Below are 17,245 nucleotides of genomic sequence, written 5' to 3' on the forward strand. Positions count from 1 at the left end.
GATGACTGCGATCTTCGGCTCCGAAATCCGTAAAGAGTTTGCTTTTGATGGCATCCAACTCAACGGCGCATTTATGCACCCAGTACCTCTTCGCTCAGTAAAAGCGATGCAGGATTATCTTGATGTTCGCCTGATGAACGCTAACTCACCATTGGTAGACATGCCAGCGGATCGCGCTGAAGCTCAACAGTTATTTGCTCAGTTGATTGGAGCTGACCCTGATGAAATCGCATGGGTCTCCAGTACGACAGTAGGGGAAAACCTCGTGTTGGCGAGCTTGGGTCTAGTTCCCGGATCTAATGGCCGCATTGTAACAGACGCTTATCATTTTCCCGGATCCCTGCACTTATATAATGAGCTTAGAAAGCAGGGGGGCGACGTTGAAATAGTTATGCCTCGTGATAGTCGAATCGATCTAGAGGATCTGGCCAAGGCGATTACGCCGGGAACGAGATTGGTTGCGATATCGTTGGTTTCAGCAATTAATGGTTTCCAGCACGACTTAAAAGCCGTTTGCGAATTAGCGCATTCACGAGGGGCGCTAGTTTATGCTGACATAGTTCAGGCGGCTGGTAGTGTGCCCCTAGATGTGCATGCCAGTGGGGTGGATTTTTGTGCGTGCTCTACCTACAAATGGTTGATGGGTGATTTTGGTGCGGGTTTTCTTTACGTTCGCCGCAACCTATTGGAACAGATCCAGAGGAGTCAGTTTGGCTACCGGCAGCTCGCCCATTTCACCTCCCATATTTTTCCTTTCGACGAGCCTGGTGTAGCACCATTTCAATCTAGGTCGAAGGACAACGTAGCGGGCTACTTTGAAGTCGGCTCACTGAGTAACGGAGCTGTTGCTGCATTGAAGCCTTCCCTTCGCTGGCTGCTAGAGCTAGGCCAGGAACGTATTACAAATCACAGAGCGCCATTGTTACGAAGACTTCAAGAGACGCTGCCCGGTATGGGTTATAGCGCTATGACGGCGCCTGAAAGTAGTAGTGCATTGGTTAGTTTTGCGTGCGCGGACACAACCTCTTTCGCAGAGCGTATGCGTCAAGCGAATATTCATATTTCTATCTATCGGCATCGATTTCGTATTTCACTGTCGTTCCACAACGATATGGATGATGTTGAAAAATTGTTCGAGGCTCTCTCATGACTGTGGAGACACATGCTTTATCTTCAAACGCACAGGCTCTCGAAACCTGCGTGGTTTGTCGTGGCCGCTTCAATGGGGTCGAACTCACTTATGAAGCGGAAGTTTCTACCCATGAAGTGGTCGATGAGGTCTCCCAGCAGATTGTGCACTTGGTCTGCACGTCTTATGTGCGGACACCTGTGGATTCTAATAGGCCCGTAATTATTGTCTTTAATGGCGGGCCAATTTCTCCTTCGGTTTATCTGCACATGTTGGCCTTCGGGCCAAAATACGTAGCCTTCCCAGATGACCTGGACGCTTTGCCGGATTCGCTCGAGCTTCGTGATAATCCTAACTGTTTGTTGGATGTTGCTGATTTGGTGATGTTCGATCCCGCAGGGACAGGCTTCAGTAAAGTAGGAAGCGCTAGCAAGTTAGCTGATGGGTTTAGTGTTGAAGCTGATGCTAGGCAGCTGGTGAATTTCGTTAAAGTATGGACGGGTTATAAAAATCGAAGAGTTTCGCCAGTGTATTTTTTCGGCGAGAGTTATGGGACGATTCGGGCCGCTGTAGCGGCTCGGCAGGTGATCAATGATGAGACTAATCTTAAAGTCTCGGGTGTCATGCTGTTAGGGCAAGCACTCAATATCGTGGATACCGTGCAACGTCCAGCTAACGTACTAAGCTATGTAGCCTCTCTGCCAACGCTAGCAGCGACTGCTTGGTACCATAATAAGGTTGATCGAGGCGAGATGTCTTTGGTCGAGTTCCTAGAGCGCGCAGCCGAATTCGCGGGAAGTGAATATCTCCTTTCGCTTATGAAGGGTAATGACCTAGATTCCGCAGGAAAAGAAATCATTGCGGGAAAACTCTCGGAGTTCACGGGTGTCAGTGCGAAGGTCCATTTGGAGAATAACATACGCTTAACGAAGATGCAGTTCAGAAACGAGCTGCTACGAGAGCGTGGTCAGGTACTGAGTTTCATCGATTCCCGCTATACCTCGGAAGGATTTTCGACTACCGCTGATCCCGCTACAGCGTTGCATCGTGCTCTTTATCGCTTTCATGGCGATTACCTCAAAGGTAACCTCAAGCTACAAGCCCCTGATTCCTATGAGGTCAGTTCTCCTGTAACGAGCCTGGATGCGTGGGATTGGCATAATGCCACGCCCTTCAGTGATTGGCCCTATCTTGCTGATATAAATATGGCGATGGCAGCAGATAGCAATCTTCGAGTTTGGGTGGGTGTTGGTTACTTCGACTTGATGACTACGTTAGGCGCCACGCTCCACGCTATCAAGCAATCTGAGTGGCCGCGGGACCGAACAACGCTTTGTTGCTATGAGGGTGGGCATATGCCCTATACGGTTGAGCGTAATCTGCGAAAGCTCATGGACGATATTCGATGCTTTATTGTGGGGGATCAGCAGGAATGACCGGGGTCGTCAGCGATATCAAAGAGGACGTGCAATCGTTTAATCAATGGCCTTCTAGTCGTCATAGCCTACGGGTGGGCGCGAGGATGTTGGATTATGACGCTACATTTTCTGAGCTAACTCTGTGCCGTGACAATCGCGCTCAGGCCACAATTTCTGCGACTAGTTATACACTTGCGGGAGGCTGTGCGGACAATCCTCGGCCTGTCATGTTCCTCTTCAATGGAGGGCCTGGTGCGTCTTCTTTGCCACTCCATTTCAAGGCGCTAGGTCCACGCTTAATTACGGCAATCGATGAAGATACCTATCAACTCCGTGACAATCCAAACTGCCCGTTGGCGCTGATTGACTTAGTGTTCATAGATCCTGTCGGTACGGGCTTTAATCAGATTGTGGAGGGAGGCTCTTTAAAGCACTTCCTGAATGTCGAGGGAGATGCTGAAGCTGTATTGGAATTCATTGCCTGTTGGCTACAGGCGCATGGCCGCCAGAATGACCCTATTCATTTGGCAGGGCAGAGTTATGGTGCCTACCGCCTCACCGCTTTGGTAGAAAAAGCAGAGGGCCTGAAACTATCCGGCCTTACTATCATCTCGCCAATGATTGATGCGAGTGCGTCGGACCGCGCTGTGGGCAACGATTTACCATTTATTTTTTTGCTTCCTAGCATGGCTGCATGCGCGTGGTACCACCAGCGTATCGACAAGCGTGGCGCGCTTGACCAGTTAGTGGCCGACGTAAGTACTTTTGCGCAGGGAGAGTATGCTTCCGCATTGCAACAAGGGGGGCGGTTGCCAGAAGCTACCAGGAAATTGATTTCTGACAAGCTTGCAGGCTTACTCGGTTTGCCTGCTGAGCTTATCCTAAAGAAAGACTTACGCGTCGACCTAGACTTTTTCATGAACTCGTTGCTTGCAAGTGACAATGTGCGGATAGGCCAGCTAGATGGCCGAATTGTGGGCTCTGCTCAACCCGCACGTGTAAATAGCTCGAAAAGTAGTCAGCCAACCAGTGATCCTGCTTTGATCATTAGTGGAATGTCGCTTACGGTTGCCCAGTATTTCTGTGATGAGCTGGCTGTTAATTTGAATAGGCCATATGTCAGCCTTAACTTGGGGGTTAACGCTGAGTGGGATTGGCGTTTTGGCTTGCCGTCGACTCGCTTCTATGTCAGCAGAGGGCAGCATCTGGCTAATGCGATGCGTGACAATCCGAATCTTAAGCTTCTATGCCTTTGTGGGTACTTTGATTTGAGCACGCCGTATCTTGGCGCGCGGTATTCGCTTGAGCATGCAGGATTGCCTCTAGAGCGTGTTTCAATTCAGGCATTCCCCGCGGGACATACACTGTATGACGACCAGGATGTGTTCGAGCAGGTCACGGACGCCTTGAAAATGTTCATTGCTCAGGCGGAAAGTAATTCCAGTCAGGGGACTAAAGTTTGAAAATAGAGCATTCGGTGACGCTGCAACTTAAACCGCAATCGGATAATTGTGGTTATTTAGAAATTTCGGTTGTGCTGGAGGACGCTACGGTTCTTGTTGGTGAGCCATTCCTGGAGATACCGTCGACTGTCGCTGGTATCAAATCAGTCAGCTATCTACCCGAAGAAATCCGGGTGACTGATGACATAGGGGCTATCGCTGTTGAAATCATGCCGACAGCTTCGGGCAATGCGATTATCCCAATGGTGAGGTATTCGGCAGCGCGAAGTAGTGTGGGCCCTGTGCGCGTCGCCTACACAGCGCCTGTGCCAAAATCTTCTTCGCATCGCAATAGTGCTCCGCCATTTGACCTGCGCAGCGACGCTCCTGGTGTAAGTGGCGCAGGACTTACATTTTTGCTTCTGCCTATTCTAGAGGGGCAGGTGGCCTTGTCGTTGAAGTGGGACTTGAGCCTAATGTCTACAGGCGCCCGTGGAGTGTGCAGCCTCGGTACCGGCGATTTTATTTTGAGCTGCACCCTGGAAGAAGTTAGAAGTAGCTTCTTCATGGCTGGGCCATTGAAGAGCGTCCCTGATGCAGTAGAACAGGATTGCGTCTTCAGCGCCTGGTGGGTTGGCAAACCCAATTTCAGCTGCGAGTCCACGCTGCCATGGATCAAACGTAGTTACGAAGCGATAGCAGATTTTTTCCAGCCCCTGGAAACGAAGCCGTTCAGAGTGTTTATTCGCCCTGGCTCAATTGATTCAAGCGGAGGCGCTGCCTTGGTCGACAGCTTTATGATCGGATATGGCATGGAGCCTCAATCGGAGGACTCGTTACGCTTTCTGATGGCGCATGAGATGGTCCACCCACTCGCTAAGGGCCTGGATGATCAAGGGGCGGAGCACTCATGGTATGCAGAAGGGTGTGCTGAATACTTCAAGCTTATCATCTCCTATCGAGCCGGATTGGTAGACAGCGATGCCTTCCTGCGCGAGCTTCGCGCGAGTACTCAAAATTATTACGGAAATCCAAATATTGGTCTGCCTCAAAATCACGTTCAGCGTTACTTTTGGAGCGACTCTCTTGTTCGTACGCTCCCGTATGACCGTGGGCTCCTCTATTTGGCATCCGTAGACTACCAGTTGAGGACTGCGAGTGATGATAAGGTTCGGGTTGATGACATTGTGCGCGAATTGATTGCGCTCAAAAATGAGGGGGTCCGCCTGAATCAAGAGCTTTGGCTTAGTAAACTTACTGAAGTCATTGGCGAACAAGCATCTATCGACTTTCAGAAAATGATGTCTGGTTCGGTGCTGGTGCCGGCTCCAGGTGCATTCGGAAGAGAATTCACTAGGAAGACTATTGAATTGAAACAATTCGATTTAGGCTTCCTGGAGTCGTCTTTCAGGGAGGGGCAGATCCGCGGTCTTAACATTGAAAGTAACGCTGCTAAAGCTGGGTTGCGTGAGGGTGATGTTGTCGTCCGACACGATCGAGTTGGGGCAGCATCATCCGACGTGGAAAGCGATTTCAATTTAACAGTTTCCCGTGAAGGCGAACTCTATGAAATTAGCTATTCGCCCCGCGGGCAGTGTGTTGTCGGGTATGAGTGGGTAACCAAGCTCGACCGAGGTGAGGTATGAGTTTTGAAGAAAATCGTCGTGAACTCAGCGCCCTGACGGGTGGAGGGATTATTTGGGATAACCACGTATGCATGCCGCTCAGAACCCGAGATGATGGTTATTTATGCAAGCTAGAGCATTGTCGTGATGCTGGAGTTGATGTTGTCACCTTACCGATTGGCTATGGCAATGATAGCGTAGAGCAGCATTTCAGGATGATCTCACTGTTCCGGGATTGGATTGCGCGGAATTCGAACAGTTTTAGACTCGTGTTGACTGTAGAGGACGTTCTGGCAGCCAAACGCTCTGGCCAGTTAGGTATCTGTTTCGATATCGAAGGGATGGGTGCCGTTGCTGATCAACCTGACCTGGTGCGGCTTTACTACGATCTTGGTGTGCGTTGGATGTTAATCGCATACAACCGATCTAACTCTGCCGGGGGCGGTTGTCTAGATAATGATTGTGGGCTTACTGAATACGGTCGCCAAATTATAAAGGTGATGAATGAAGTTGGGATGGTGCTCTGCTGTACTCATGCGGGTTATTTGACGGCGAGACAGGCGATTGAAGTGTCTGATGCGCCAGTTATTTTTTCCCATTCCAATCCGCGATCTATGTACGATCATCCGCGAAATATTCCAGACGACTTGATGCGAATGTGTGCTGAGCGGGGTGGTGTTATCGGTCTTAATGGTATCGGTATTTTTCTTGGTAATAACGATGCAAGTACTGAGACTTTCATGCGTCATTTGGAGTACAGCCTTGATTTGGTTGGGGAAGATCATGTGGGAATAGGCACGGATTATTCCTTTGATCAAGAGGATGTTCAAAGGGCTGTTTTGAGTAATCCTGAGACTTTTCCCCCCGAGCTGTTTCCTAGTGGCAGCGGGTTGGAAATGATCCCGCCTTGGCGATTCAATGAGATCGCTTTCCGGTTGAGTGATAGAGGTTACTCGCAGTCGTTGCTAGCCAAGTTATTTGGTGGAAATCATATGCGTATCGCCAATCAGGTTTGGCGGTGATTTTTCTCTTTTGAGCTTTTCGAGGTGCAGGATGTCTTTAACACTCCCAGAGTCAGGAAGATGTGAGTTTCCTTGTACTGTCACCGACAATTTTTCTTTTGCTGCTGTCGGAGATTTGATTGGTCCTACACGACCTGAAACCGTCCGCATAGGCACTCGTTTTCGGGACGTCGTTGATTTGCTAAAGGCTGCCGACGTTACTTTTGCAAATCAGGAAGGCTCAATTTTTGATGTTGACCACTTCGAGGGTTTCCGCGCTGCTGAAAACGGCGGGGGATATCCAGTTAGCGATGCAGTCGTTGCGGATGATCTCAAGGCCATGGGCATCGACGTGGTGTCCAAAGCTAATAATCACGCGACGGATTGGGGAATAGAAGGAATGAATGCCAGCCTCAGTGAACTGAGGCGTGCCGGTGTCGCGGTGGCAGGTGCCGGTACGAGTCTGGCGGCAGCGAGAGCGCCTGCATATCTCGAAACCGCGAAAGGCAGGGTCGCGGTACTGGCCGCTGCAAGTACATTCACCCCAATGTCTCCAGCGGGTAATGCGGACGGAGAGGTTGGGGCAAGACCTGGTATCAGTGTCCTGAGGACAACTCCCGTCAACGTGCTAACTGCCGAGGGTATGCAGGTAGTCTGGAAGGCCGGGTGTCTTCAGGGCATTGGTACCGGCCTCGATAGCCGCGCTCATGGAAACCCTGATCGCTTGAGGTTGGGTGACGAAGTTTTCGCTGTGGGCGAACGCTCGGGCTTGCGCTACGAGATGAACCCTCATGATTTTAAAGAAATCGTTCGGTCTATCCGGGGCGCTAAACAAGTATCAGATTTTGTGGCGTTTGGTCTGCACGGCCATGAGAGCTATTCTGGTGATGGCGTTGATCGTCGACCTGCTGACTTTATGCCAATCTTGTATAGGGCAGCCGTAGATGCAGGCGCGGATATTGTAGTTACCACAGGCCCGCATTTGGTCAGAGGCATAGAGATCTACAAAGGCAAGCCAATATTCTATGGCTTAGGCAGCTTTTTCCTTCAGCTGGAAGGGGGGCGAGGGCCTACAGTTGATGCGGCCCGCCAACTAACTATCGATCCTCTTGAATTTACAAAGCCAGAATATATTAGGAAAATATTTCAGTTTCCAGTGAGTTGGTATGACAGCGTTCTGCCAGTTTGTGAGTTTTCAGCAGGCCGACTTTCCACGGTAAAAATATTCCCTCTGTTGTTAACTAAAACCGAAAATCCTGGGCTTCAAGGGCACCCTCGAATCGCTGTTGGTCAAGACGCCACCAGGATTCTCCAGCAGTTACAGCTCGACTCAGCGGAGTTTGGTACTTCGATAGTAATCAAAGGTGATGTTGGAGTTATATGTCTGTGATAATAGTTGGGGCGGGCTTGCAGTGATGGTTGCGTTTCGTCATACGTTATTCGAAGACCTTTGCGCGTTTACTATCGGCACTGTGATGATATCAATTGGGCTGGTGTTTCTGCACGCTGGCGGACTGATGACTGGGGGCACCGCAGGGCTATCATTGCTAATTAACTATGTCACTAACGTTCCGATAGAGGTCTCTTTCTTTCTATTGAATATACCTTTCTATGTTTTGGCTTTGCGCAGCATGGGTGGCAGTTTTACCGCCATTTGTTTTTTGGCCGTCGCAACCGTGTCGGTAATGACAAAGTACCATGCAGGATTTCTGCATCTTTCGGGAATTGATCCCGTTTATGCTGCTGTGACGGGGAATCTAATGTTGGGTGTAGGTATGCTTATATTGCTTCGGCATAGCATAAGCATAGGAGGGGTCGGTATTTTGTCTATCTATCTCTCCGAGAGGCTAGGGGTGAGGGTCGGCTATATGCAACTGTTTTTCGATGCAAGCATTTTGCTGGCTTCGTTGGCAGTTGTTCCTGGGACGATTGCATTATTTTCTCTAGGCGGTTCATTTCTACTCAATGGAATTCTAGCGATGAATTTTAGGAAGGATAGATATCCCGCTCACGGCTTGGTGGTTAAAACTCGAGGTGAAAAATGAAATCCCGCTTGGTCAGTATTTTAGATTCAGGGTCGCTGAGCGAGGCCACCTACGATGCGGTGGTGGTGGGGGTCTATGGAAGAACCCTGACTGAGGCTGGGGTAATTATTGATGAAGCGTTCCAAGGTTCAATTGGGCTTTCTCTGAATCATCACGAGTTTCCTACGCAAATAAGCGGTGTGTTAGTTCTAAATCAGGTGCTCAAGGGTGACTTGAAACGCGTTGTAGTAGTCCAGATGGGTGAGGCCTTAAAACTGAGTGTCAGGGATTTCAATCGGTGCGCAATCGCAGCGGCCCAAGCTGTTTCTGGATGCGAGCAGTTGCTTTGGTGTCTTTCTGAACAAGATGGCGAAGGGGACTTGGCAGGTCTGTCGATGCTGGCTTTGCGTGATGTAAATTACCAGTTCAGTCAGTTTAAAGGAGAAATTAATCCGCCCAAAAAATTCCAGGTGTTTACCCAATTTATCCCTGTCAAGAGTGCTGCCATTGATCAGCATATAGCCAGAGCTTGCGCTGTTGCTGATGGTGTTGATATGTGTAGGGACTTGGGCAATCTTCCGCCCAATATATGCACGCCGCAGTACCTGGCTGACACTGCACTGTTGTTGGGTGAACATTCCGGGGTTGTTGTAGACGTTTTGGATAAACAACAGCTTTTGGAACTGAAAATGAATGCGTTCTTGGCCGTGGCCAGTGGTTCTATCCATCCCCCTAAATTGATCGTAGTGAAGATTGAGCGAGGAACGGTTGATCAGGCACCCATAGTACTGGTGGGTAAAGGCGTGACCTTTGATGCGGGTGGTATTTCCATCAAGCCGTCTGATGCTATGGACGAGATGAAGTACGACATGTGTGGCGCCGCATCTGTCCTAGGTACCCTTCAGGCGACTATCGCGATGGGCCTTCCCCTGAATGTCATCGGAGTGATTCCTGTCTGCGAGAACATGCCTTCTGGATCCGCTTTTCGTCCGAGCGACATCATCCGCGCCGCTAACGGTACGACCATAGAGGTGATCAATACTGATGCCGAGGGTAGATTGCTGCTCTGCGATGCTCTCACTTACGTTGAACGCTTCAATCCATGCGCTGTGATTGACATTGCCACTTTAACGGGCGCCTGCATCGTAGCGCTAGGAGGCGTACATAGCGGGTTGTTTGCAAGGGAGGATGTGCTCGCACGATCACTCGTCTCTGCGGCTAATTCTTCGGGTGATAGCGTATGGCGGATGCCTCTTGATGCGGATTATGACTCGGCTCTCAATTCAGCATTCGCGGATGTACGCAACGAGGGTGGTAGGCCCGCGGGCAGCATAACGGCGGCGCGTTTCCTGGAACGCTTCACGAGGGCTTATCCCTGGGCTCATCTTGACGTAGCTGGAACGGCTTCTTTACGAGGAAGTCAGATGAAAGGCGCCACAGGCCGACCAGTGCGGCTCCTGACGCGATACCTACAAGACTTTGCTGACATGCAGGGCTTGGGAGCTGCTTGACGAGACGAAAGGCTTTGTGTAGCTGCAACATCCGAGCGCGATAAGCCTAATCAGATTCTGCCCCATCGATAGCGCTAACGATGGGGTTTTCAAGCCCAACTTCCCTACGCCCATTCCTCGCAGGGCAATCTTCGGGCTCGTGGGTCCATCGCAAGAGCGATCCGCAGGGCAACCCAGCGAACAAAAGCTGGGGTAGGGCTTGCCTAATGATAATGATTCGCGTTACCGTGATGTTATCACATAACGTTTGGAGGTTGTCATGCAGGTATTGTCCTCTCTCAAGCAAGCGAAGCTTCGGCATCGTGACTGCCAGGTTGTTAAGCGCCGCGGTCGTATCTATGTAATTTGTAAGTCCAATCCACGGTTCAAGGCCCGTCAGGGTGGGGTCAAAAAGAAAAGAGGTTGAGGGGCTCAGGCTGACAGTCCGCTCCCTTTGCGGACATTTTTCTCGGGGTTGGCCGCCCATCTTTACGATATCTGGAGCGTACAGCCTCAGGCAGTACCTCCAGATACCCCACTGATCCTTCAATACCCAGCAGCGGTTAGCTCGTGGCAATCCTTGGTTGTGCCGAGTGATCGCGGCCTCTGGAGCAGCGGCTGCCTAGCCATGATCATCAAAATTATGTATAAGTCAGGACGTTATAACATAACTAAAACGGTGGTATTTTCATGTTTGTATCAAGATCCCGAGGGCGGGTCGGGTCGATTACGCGCGCGATGATCGCTAGCGGCGTCGTCACTTGCGGGGTGGCTTCAGCCGCGGAGCCTGGAGGCCAAGGTGTTACCGAGCTAGGGCCGATTGAGGTGGTAGGAGAGCGAGGTGAATCAGCGGGTAGCCAACCCTTAGTGAAGAGCAAGGTAAGCAATGCACCAGAGAGCCTACCCGCAGCCGTCAGTACCGTAACCGCCGAAGACATTCGAACGATTAACGTAGGTCGCGATATCTCGAATATCTACCGCCGCGTCCCAGGGGTATTGGCCAACAATATCGATCAGGGGGATACCGGTAACGGTTTCCGTATGAGGGGCTTTGCGACTCAAGGTACTCATGGCGCTGACACCGCCGTCTATGTTGACGGCGTACCTCAGAATATTCCATCCAGCCAAGGCGGCGCCGGGCATGGCCCAGTCTTTCTTGAATGGCTCTCCCCCGAATTGATCGGTCGGGTCAATGTCATCAAAGGTCCTGTTTCCGCGCTCTACGGTGATCAGAACCGAGCCGGCTCGGTCGACATTCAAACCTTGGATGGTGCAGACGTGTCCTCGAGCATTTCGCTCGACCTTTCTAGTTACAACGGTAGGCGCTCCAGCCTGGTCTTGGGTGGTGAGCACGAGGGCCTCGAATCGTTGTTCGTTGCGGACATCTACCGCGCGGACGGTTTCCGCAAAGCGACGGAAACCAATCGAGACAACTACTTCTGGAAGCTGAGCAAGGTCATCGATGATGCCAAGTACTCGGCTCGCTTTAGTCATTACGAGTCGGACTACAAGGGCGCGGGCTATCTCTCTCTGAACGACATGCGTGCTGGCCTGAGCCCCAGATCTACACAGTATGGTTTGCCTGGTTTCGGTGATGCCAAGCGAAACACCTATGTGTTCAACAGGGCGCCGGCAGATGGTGAGGCGGGGCTGTACGCCACCGGCTACTTCGAAGATTTTGAGCGCTCCAGAGCGATCACCACCAGCACGACCAACCATACGTTCGGTAAGGATGACCGCCATATCTATGGGGGGCGGCTGGCTTACAACTTTGTGTTTGAGGACAGTGCTGCCCTGACGGTGGGGGCAGAAGCTAGAAAGGACGATGGCACGGCCTACAGGCAGCAGTATCGCTTCAACCAGCCTACTGAAAATTTCATCAACGATTTTGACATGGATCTTGTCACCTATGGGGTCTTCGCCCAGGGCCAGTACAAGCCTGTTGAGTCGGTGAAATTGCTAGCAGGCATCCGGTATGATCGATTCGATTACGATATCGATAACCTGAAATACCCAGGTGCGAGCACGGGATACCACAGTTCAGTAACGACGCCTAAATTTGGTGTCGTTTGGTCGCCTATCGATAGCTTCGAGTTGTTCGCCAACGTTGCGGAAGGATACCGATCCCCCGCAGCAGAGCAAATCAGTGCCGGAGCTAGTACTGCGCTACCACTGGGCCAGGCTGGGGGGTTGGCGAACGACACCATCCGGCCGACCAAAGTCAAATCCTACGACGCTGGTTTCACCATTCGGCCGTCTAGCAATTTCTCCAGCACGACTGAGTTCTACTACATCAAGAACCAGGACGAGACTGTTCAGACCGCTCCAGAGGTGTACCAGCAGGTGGGGGATACGACTCGCCGAGGTGTCGAGACGAGCTTCAACTACCAGGTGTCGTCAACTGTCAGCACTTATGCGAGCTATGGACGGATTCTGGACGCAATCGTCAACAATCCACCTGCTGGCACCGGGGCCAAGCTTACGGTGCCTGAGCATACCTACAAGGTTGGGGTGCAGTATCGCGATAGCTTCATGGGGGGTCAGATCACGCTCAACGCCGATGCTTACCACCTTGATGGGATTCCCTACTACGTAGGCTCACCTCAGACCCAGGAGCGTGAGATGCCGCCGTATACACGATACGATTTAAGGGCGACCTACGATTACCAAGAGTACGAGGTGAGCGCTTACGGAATCTTCCAGCCACATCGTTACGGAAGTGAGATTGCCTACGGCACGGCCAGCGGCCTGCTGCTCTCGCCCCAGCCTTCGACTATTCTGGGGGCCTCTATCAAGTACTACTTCTGAGGTGATTCGGTTGTGCAAAGTGGCAGCGCTTTGCACAACAATCCGACTTTATTAATCTGATGGTTGGCCTAAGGCCTTAGGCTTACTTGAATATTTCTTTGAATTGGCTCTCGAGTCCCAGTGCGATAGACATTTGAGTGAGGTGAGAGGGCTTGGATGCTTTGAGCTTAAGGCGATTGAACAGATTGGGGTCATTCCATTCAGACATGATTTTGGTGGAGAATTCGATTTGTTCTAAGCTGAGAGCGCCCATTTTGGGGTTGTCGATATCGTTTCGGAAACACTGTGCATAGCCAGTATCCGTTTCGTGCACGATCACTGAGTTTAACGTTACTCCTGATTCGCCATTCTGCATGTCCGTATGTTGCAAAACGGTATCAACCAAGAAGAAGATTACTCGCGAGAACTGTTCAGCGCTTGGTGATACGGGGATTGCTACCCAGCGCTCGGAGTGATTTTGGATAGATTTTATGTACTCAGGATCATCATCGCTCCAGATGGCCACAGCGTGATCAAACGAGTCAATGAGTGTGCGTACATCTCCCTTTAATAGTCCAAAATCATATACCATCTGTCCATTATCTAGGGCATCAGCTTGAAGCAGGATTTCGACCTTGTAAGAGTGCCCGTGAATAGAGTGCGAGCACCGGCGTGTGCTACAGCCTCGCACAATATGTGCATTTTCGAATTTGAATAGTTTTCTGATTAGCATGGTGTGCGTCCAGCAGAGTTTGGCAGCTATTTGAGGATTTCAGATTGATGAGCATTTGTTGAGTAGAGTGCTTGCTTCAAGCTGTCCAGCGTTCCCTCAATTGTGTGTTGGTCTACACCGTTGGTAATGAATACTAATTTAGATCGTCTGTCCTCGTCCGGCCATCCCGGCAAGGTGACAGGAGGGTGGAATATATGTTGAACGCCATGCAGGACGACGGGTGATGCTCTGCCTTCTATGTTAAGTATGCCTTTGACTCGTAAGATGTCTCTTCCGACGAAGCTCATTAGGGTTTCGAGCCAGAGCGTTAGAACCGTTTCGGGTATCGGGCTATCGACTGCAAAGCAGAATGCGCGGATATTGTCATCATGACGATTTACATCTCTTGTTTTTTGAGATTCATCGCCGCTTTCACGACGTAGTGAGAAGCTTTCATTGCCTTGTTTAAGGGGGGAGCTTATACGATAAGTGCTTTCTCTCAACCAGCGTGACACGTCAGGTTTCTCACCCGCTCCAGTGAACAGGCCAAGATTTAATATTTGCTGAGCGTCGACCTTTCCATTTTCAACTTTCCAGTACGTCGCTGCCGGGTTGATATTTCGTAGTCTCTTTTCAAAGTTTTGTGCGTTATGTGTTGAACTTAGGTCGGATTTTGTCATGAGCAAGACATCTGCTACAGCAACTTGCTTTACGGCCTCTTTGAAGCTGTTCAGGTTGTTTTGGCCTGTCTCTATGTCAACTGTAGCGACGATTCCATCAAGCCGGTACCTGGGGGCGATTTGTGCGTGTGTCATCAGGGTGTGGATGATCGGTGAAGGGTCAGCCAACCCTGTAGTCTCAATCAATACGCGATTGAACTGCCGCTCACCCTTCCGAGAAAAACGCCATGAGATATCACGCAGTGTTTTAACCAAGTCGCCGCGGATAGTGCAACAAACACAGCCACTACTCATTTCCATTACTAGATTTTCAGTGCTGTGAGCGATGAGGAGATGATCAAGCGCCATCTCCCCGAATTCATTGATAATGACAAGCGTATCCGCCATCTCAGGCTGCTGAACAAGGTGGTTCAGTATTGTAGTTTTGCCGCTACCCAGGAAGCCTGTAAGCAGTGTCACTGGGATCAGATTTGACTTTGTGGTATCGGTCATGGCGACCTCTAAGTTCATAAGTGTTTACTAGGTCCGAAGGGCGTAATTTTTGGTGTGTGGAAGGGCTCTTCGCGCGGTGGTACTTGGTACCTATCGCTCTAATAGAGGCACGCCCAAAGCCGCTATCTGCCTTAGGCGTGGTTGTGATTGCCTGAGCAGGTATATGGACCTTAGGCCTCCACTGATGAGTGGTGACCGGTGATTAGCCAACGCCCCTCAATGAATTCGAATGTGAACAGGAAGCGCGCCGGTACCTGGCGCTCGTCGCCATCCTGTCGATACACGAACGTATACAAGCCTCCGACCACGACAGTGCCAAGCTTCTGGCTCACTCTTTTTTTGAAAACCTGAACGTCACAGACCAGCCCATCATTGGCCAAGAAATTCTCAAAGTAGCTACGGCGGCTGTCATCGCAGTCACGTACGTCATTGGAGAGCGTTGGCACCAGGATCGCGTCTGGTGCGTAGAGAGCGAGCACGTCATCTACGTTTCGTGTGGCGACAGTCGCAGCCCACTGATGAAGAGCGGCTTTCGCGCCCGCAAGGCACGCAATCTCAGCATTGGCAGGGGTTGCGCCATTGGGTGGGGTAGGGTCGATTCCAGTCATCAGAAGCTCCTTGATCGCGTTGGGAGAGGAACGATTGTTAAAGGCAACGTTATAACATAACATTACGATTTTGGCCGAACGTGAACCCATGGTTTTTTCAATTCTTGAGCGCTCAGCAGATCAGACCGCTGTTTCCTTGGAGGAGGTGATCAGGTCACTCCGTTGGAATGGCGACGGCCTGATTGCCGCAGTAGCGCAGCAGCACGACACCGGCGCGGTCCTGATGCTTGCGTGGATGAATGAGGATGCATTGGTCGAAACCCTAGCAACCCAGCGTGTCTGCTATTGGTCGAGGTCGAGACAGCAGCTGTGGCGAAAGGGAGAAACGTCAGGTCACCGTCAGCAGCTTGTAGAAGCACGATTCGACTGTGACGGGGACGCAATCCTCCTGCTTGTAGATCAGGTCGGCCCGGCATGCCACACCGGGCGTCCCAGCTGCTTTTACAACGTTGTTCATGGGCGAGAAGTGCGCGTCACAGGTAACGCCGGAGATTTCGTATGACATCCGCTTTGATCAGAAACGCTCGGCTTGTAAATGAGGGTCAGGTCTTTGATGCGGACGTGCTCATTGCCAACGGCCGGATCGAAAAAATCGCTCCCAGCATCGACAGCAAGGCTGTGGTCGAAATTGATGCCAAGGGGCGTTGGCTGCTACCAGGCATGATTGACGACCAGGTGCATTTTCGAGAGCCAGGAGCGCCGCACAAGGGAAGCATTTTCACAGAGTCTCGAGCTGCGGTAGCCGGCGGGATTACGAGCTTCATGGATATGCCGAATACCCGGCCTGCCACTCTTGATCTCGCATCCCTGGTCGACAAGAAACAGCGGGCCGCCCGCAGCTCAGTTGCGAATTACGCCTTTCATTTTGGGGTTAGTCAGCACAACTTGGATGTCATTGAGGCCTTGGATCCGCGCTCTGTCGCAGGGGTCAAGGTCTTCATGGGCGCCTCGACAGGCGACATGCTGGTGGATGATCCATTGATTCTCGAGCAACTGTTCTCGAGGGTTCCAACGATCCTGCTTGCGCACTGCGAGCATACTCCCAGCATCCTTGCTCAAGAGGAACGATTCCGAGCGAAGTACGGAGATTTCATTCCTCCTGCCGCACACCCCCTCATTCGTGACGCGGATGCTTGCTTCCAGTCCTCTAGCCTCGCGGTGTCGTTGGCCAAAAAGCATGGCACGCGTCTCCACGTGCTGCACCTTACGACTGCTAAGGAGCTGTCGCTGTTTGAACCAGGTCCGGTAACCCAGAAGCAGATCACTGCTGAAGTATGCGCGCACCATCTGTTCTTCGACGATCGCGACTATGCAGAGCTGGGGAACTTGATCAAATGCAACCCAGCAATCAAATCGCAGGCAGATCGAGACGGTTTACGCGAGGCCTTGCTAAGCGATCGGCTTGATGTGATCGGCACAGATCACGCGCCTCACGCCCTGGATGAAAAGCAGAAACCCTACAGCCTTGCGCCATCAGGGTTGCCCTTGGTTCAGCACGCCTTACCCGCTCTGCTTGAGTTGGTTGAGCAGGGGGTGATCCCTCTCACGAGGCTGGTCCAAAAAACGAGCCACGCAGTTGCTGAGCTTTTTGCCATCCGGGATCGGGGGTTCATTCGCGAAGGATATTGGGCGGATCTTACGCTGGTTGAACGGCTTGCTGCCCCCCGCGCTGCGGCAAGAGATCCCGTACTCGCGCACTGCAATTGGTCTCCCTTTGTAAACCATCAATTTCAACATCGAATCGTCAGCACATTCGTGTCCGGGCAATTGGCCTGGCACGAGGGCCATATCCAGGAAAACTGTCAGGGCCTTCCACTGATGTTCGCACGCTAAGAAA

Annotated in this window: 15 protein-coding genes; 12 read left to right on the plus strand and 3 right to left on the minus strand. The window is 51.3% G+C overall.

The window, feature by feature from the left end; translation table 11 throughout:
• Position 1: 1 nt before the first annotated feature.
• From BUQ73_RS08155 to BUQ73_RS08200, 10 genes are all read left to right on the plus strand, one after another.
• Positions 2-1,150 (plus strand): aminotransferase class V-fold PLP-dependent enzyme, encoded by a 1,149-nt coding sequence (locus BUQ73_RS08155; protein ID WP_079227377.1) that lies wholly within the window; start codon positions 2-4, stop codon positions 1,148-1,150.
• The gene (locus tag BUQ73_RS08160) at positions 1,147-2,565 is read left to right on the plus strand and encodes a S10 family serine carboxypeptidase-like protein (protein WP_079227378.1); all 1,419 of its coding nucleotides are present in this window, start codon (positions 1,147-1,149) and stop codon (positions 2,563-2,565) included. The genes BUQ73_RS08155 and BUQ73_RS08160 overlap by 4 nt, the downstream gene beginning before the upstream one ends.
• Complete coding sequence (locus tag BUQ73_RS08165) at positions 2,562-4,010, plus strand: S10 family serine carboxypeptidase-like protein (RefSeq protein WP_161492833.1); 1,449 nt, start codon at positions 2,562-2,564, stop codon at positions 4,008-4,010. Before BUQ73_RS08160 ends, BUQ73_RS08165 begins: the two co-directional genes overlap by 4 nt.
• 14 nt (positions 4,011-4,024) lie before the next feature.
• Entirely contained in the window at positions 4,025-5,635 is a 1,611-nt protein-coding gene (locus tag BUQ73_RS08170; RefSeq protein ID WP_152031521.1) for a hypothetical protein, read from the plus strand.
• On the plus strand, positions 5,632-6,636 hold the full coding sequence (locus tag BUQ73_RS08175) for a dipeptidase (protein ID WP_079227381.1): 1,005 nt from the start codon (positions 5,632-5,634) through the stop codon (positions 6,634-6,636). Before BUQ73_RS08170 ends, BUQ73_RS08175 begins: the two co-directional genes overlap by 4 nt.
• 31 nt (positions 6,637-6,667) lie before the next feature.
• The gene (locus tag BUQ73_RS08180; protein WP_079227382.1) at positions 6,668-8,005 is read left to right on the plus strand and encodes a CapA family protein; all 1,338 of its coding nucleotides are present in this window, start codon (positions 6,668-6,670) and stop codon (positions 8,003-8,005) included.
• A gap of 25 nt (positions 8,006-8,030) precedes the next feature.
• Positions 8,031-8,660 carry a YitT family protein gene (locus tag BUQ73_RS08185; protein WP_161492834.1) on the plus strand — a complete coding sequence of 210 codons (630 nt, stop codon included), beginning with the start codon at positions 8,031-8,033 and terminating at the stop codon, positions 8,658-8,660.
• Positions 8,657-10,150, plus strand: a complete 1,494-nt coding sequence (locus tag BUQ73_RS08190) for a leucyl aminopeptidase (protein WP_079227384.1) — start codon at positions 8,657-8,659, stop codon at positions 10,148-10,150. The genes BUQ73_RS08185 and BUQ73_RS08190 overlap by 4 nt, the downstream gene beginning before the upstream one ends.
• A 259-nt stretch (positions 10,151-10,409) precedes the next feature.
• A complete protein-coding gene (gene ykgO / locus BUQ73_RS08195; protein ID WP_051095424.1) occupies positions 10,410-10,556 on the plus strand; it encodes a type B 50S ribosomal protein L36 in 147 nt (48 codons plus the stop codon).
• Between the two features lie 440 nt (positions 10,557-10,996).
• A complete protein-coding gene (locus BUQ73_RS08200) occupies positions 10,997-12,937 on the plus strand; it encodes a TonB-dependent receptor (protein WP_161492835.1) in 1,941 nt (646 codons plus the stop codon).
• A gap of 82 nt (positions 12,938-13,019) precedes the next feature.
• Here BUQ73_RS08200 and BUQ73_RS08205 read toward each other — a convergent pair whose 3' ends face one another.
• The 3 genes from BUQ73_RS08205 to BUQ73_RS08215 form a co-directional block, all read right to left on the minus strand.
• Entirely contained in the window at positions 13,020-13,649 is a 630-nt protein-coding gene (locus BUQ73_RS08205) for a 6-pyruvoyl trahydropterin synthase family protein (RefSeq protein WP_079227386.1), read from the minus strand.
• 26 nt (positions 13,650-13,675) lie between these two features.
• Positions 13,676-14,800, minus strand: coding sequence for a CobW family GTP-binding protein (locus BUQ73_RS08210; RefSeq protein WP_079230503.1), 1,125 nt, complete (start codon positions 14,798-14,800; stop codon positions 13,676-13,678).
• Positions 14,801-14,970: 170 nt separating this feature from the next.
• Positions 14,971-15,408 (minus strand): nuclear transport factor 2 family protein, encoded by a 438-nt coding sequence (locus tag BUQ73_RS08215; protein ID WP_079227387.1) that lies wholly within the window; start codon positions 15,406-15,408, stop codon positions 14,971-14,973.
• Between the two features lie 88 nt (positions 15,409-15,496).
• Here BUQ73_RS08215 and hisI point away from each other — a divergent pair, with 88 nt between their 5' ends.
• Complete coding sequence (gene hisI / locus BUQ73_RS08220) at positions 15,497-15,910, plus strand: phosphoribosyl-AMP cyclohydrolase (RefSeq protein ID WP_079227388.1); 414 nt, start codon at positions 15,497-15,499, stop codon at positions 15,908-15,910.
• Entirely contained in the window at positions 15,907-17,241 is a 1,335-nt protein-coding gene (locus BUQ73_RS08225) for a dihydroorotase (protein WP_079227389.1), read from the plus strand. The genes hisI and BUQ73_RS08225 overlap by 4 nt, the downstream gene beginning before the upstream one ends.
• Positions 17,242-17,245: the final 4 nt, after the last annotated feature.

This window comes from Pseudomonas putida (genome assembly GCF_002025705.1).
Classification (GTDB): domain Bacteria; phylum Pseudomonadota; class Gammaproteobacteria; order Pseudomonadales; family Pseudomonadaceae; genus Aquipseudomonas; species Aquipseudomonas putida_J.

What these genes read in the sequence shown, in the direction of transcription:
- BUQ73_RS08225 (WP_079227389.1), top strand. Translation starts at nt 15,907, where the DNA reads ATGACATCCGCTTTGATCAGAAACGCTCGGCTTGTAAATGAGGGTCAG.
- BUQ73_RS08215 (WP_079227387.1), bottom strand. Translation starts at nt 15,408, where the DNA reads ATGACTGGAATCGACCCTACCCCACCCAATGGCGCAACCCCTGCCAAT.
- hisI (WP_079227388.1), top strand. Translation starts at nt 15,497, where the DNA reads ATGGTTTTTTCAATTCTTGAGCGCTCAGCAGATCAGACCGCTGTTTCC.
- ykgO (WP_051095424.1), top strand. Translation starts at nt 10,410, where the DNA reads ATGCAGGTATTGTCCTCTCTCAAGCAAGCGAAGCTTCGGCATCGTGAC.
- BUQ73_RS08160 (WP_079227378.1), top strand. Translation starts at nt 1,147, where the DNA reads ATGACTGTGGAGACACATGCTTTATCTTCAAACGCACAGGCTCTCGAA.
- BUQ73_RS08190 (WP_079227384.1), top strand. Translation starts at nt 8,657, where the DNA reads ATGAAATCCCGCTTGGTCAGTATTTTAGATTCAGGGTCGCTGAGCGAG.
- BUQ73_RS08205 (WP_079227386.1), bottom strand. Translation starts at nt 13,649, where the DNA reads ATGCTAATCAGAAAACTATTCAAATTCGAAAATGCACATATTGTGCGA.
- BUQ73_RS08155 (WP_079227377.1), top strand. Translation starts at nt 2, where the DNA reads ATGACTGCGATCTTCGGCTCCGAAATCCGTAAAGAGTTTGCTTTTGAT.
- BUQ73_RS08210 (WP_079230503.1), bottom strand. Translation starts at nt 14,800, where the DNA reads ATGACCGATACCACAAAGTCAAATCTGATCCCAGTGACACTGCTTACA.
- BUQ73_RS08165 (WP_161492833.1), top strand. Translation starts at nt 2,562, where the DNA reads ATGACCGGGGTCGTCAGCGATATCAAAGAGGACGTGCAATCGTTTAAT.
- BUQ73_RS08180 (WP_079227382.1), top strand. Translation starts at nt 6,668, where the DNA reads ATGTCTTTAACACTCCCAGAGTCAGGAAGATGTGAGTTTCCTTGTACT.
- BUQ73_RS08185 (WP_161492834.1), top strand. Translation starts at nt 8,031, where the DNA reads ATGGTTGCGTTTCGTCATACGTTATTCGAAGACCTTTGCGCGTTTACT.
- BUQ73_RS08175 (WP_079227381.1), top strand. Translation starts at nt 5,632, where the DNA reads ATGAGTTTTGAAGAAAATCGTCGTGAACTCAGCGCCCTGACGGGTGGA.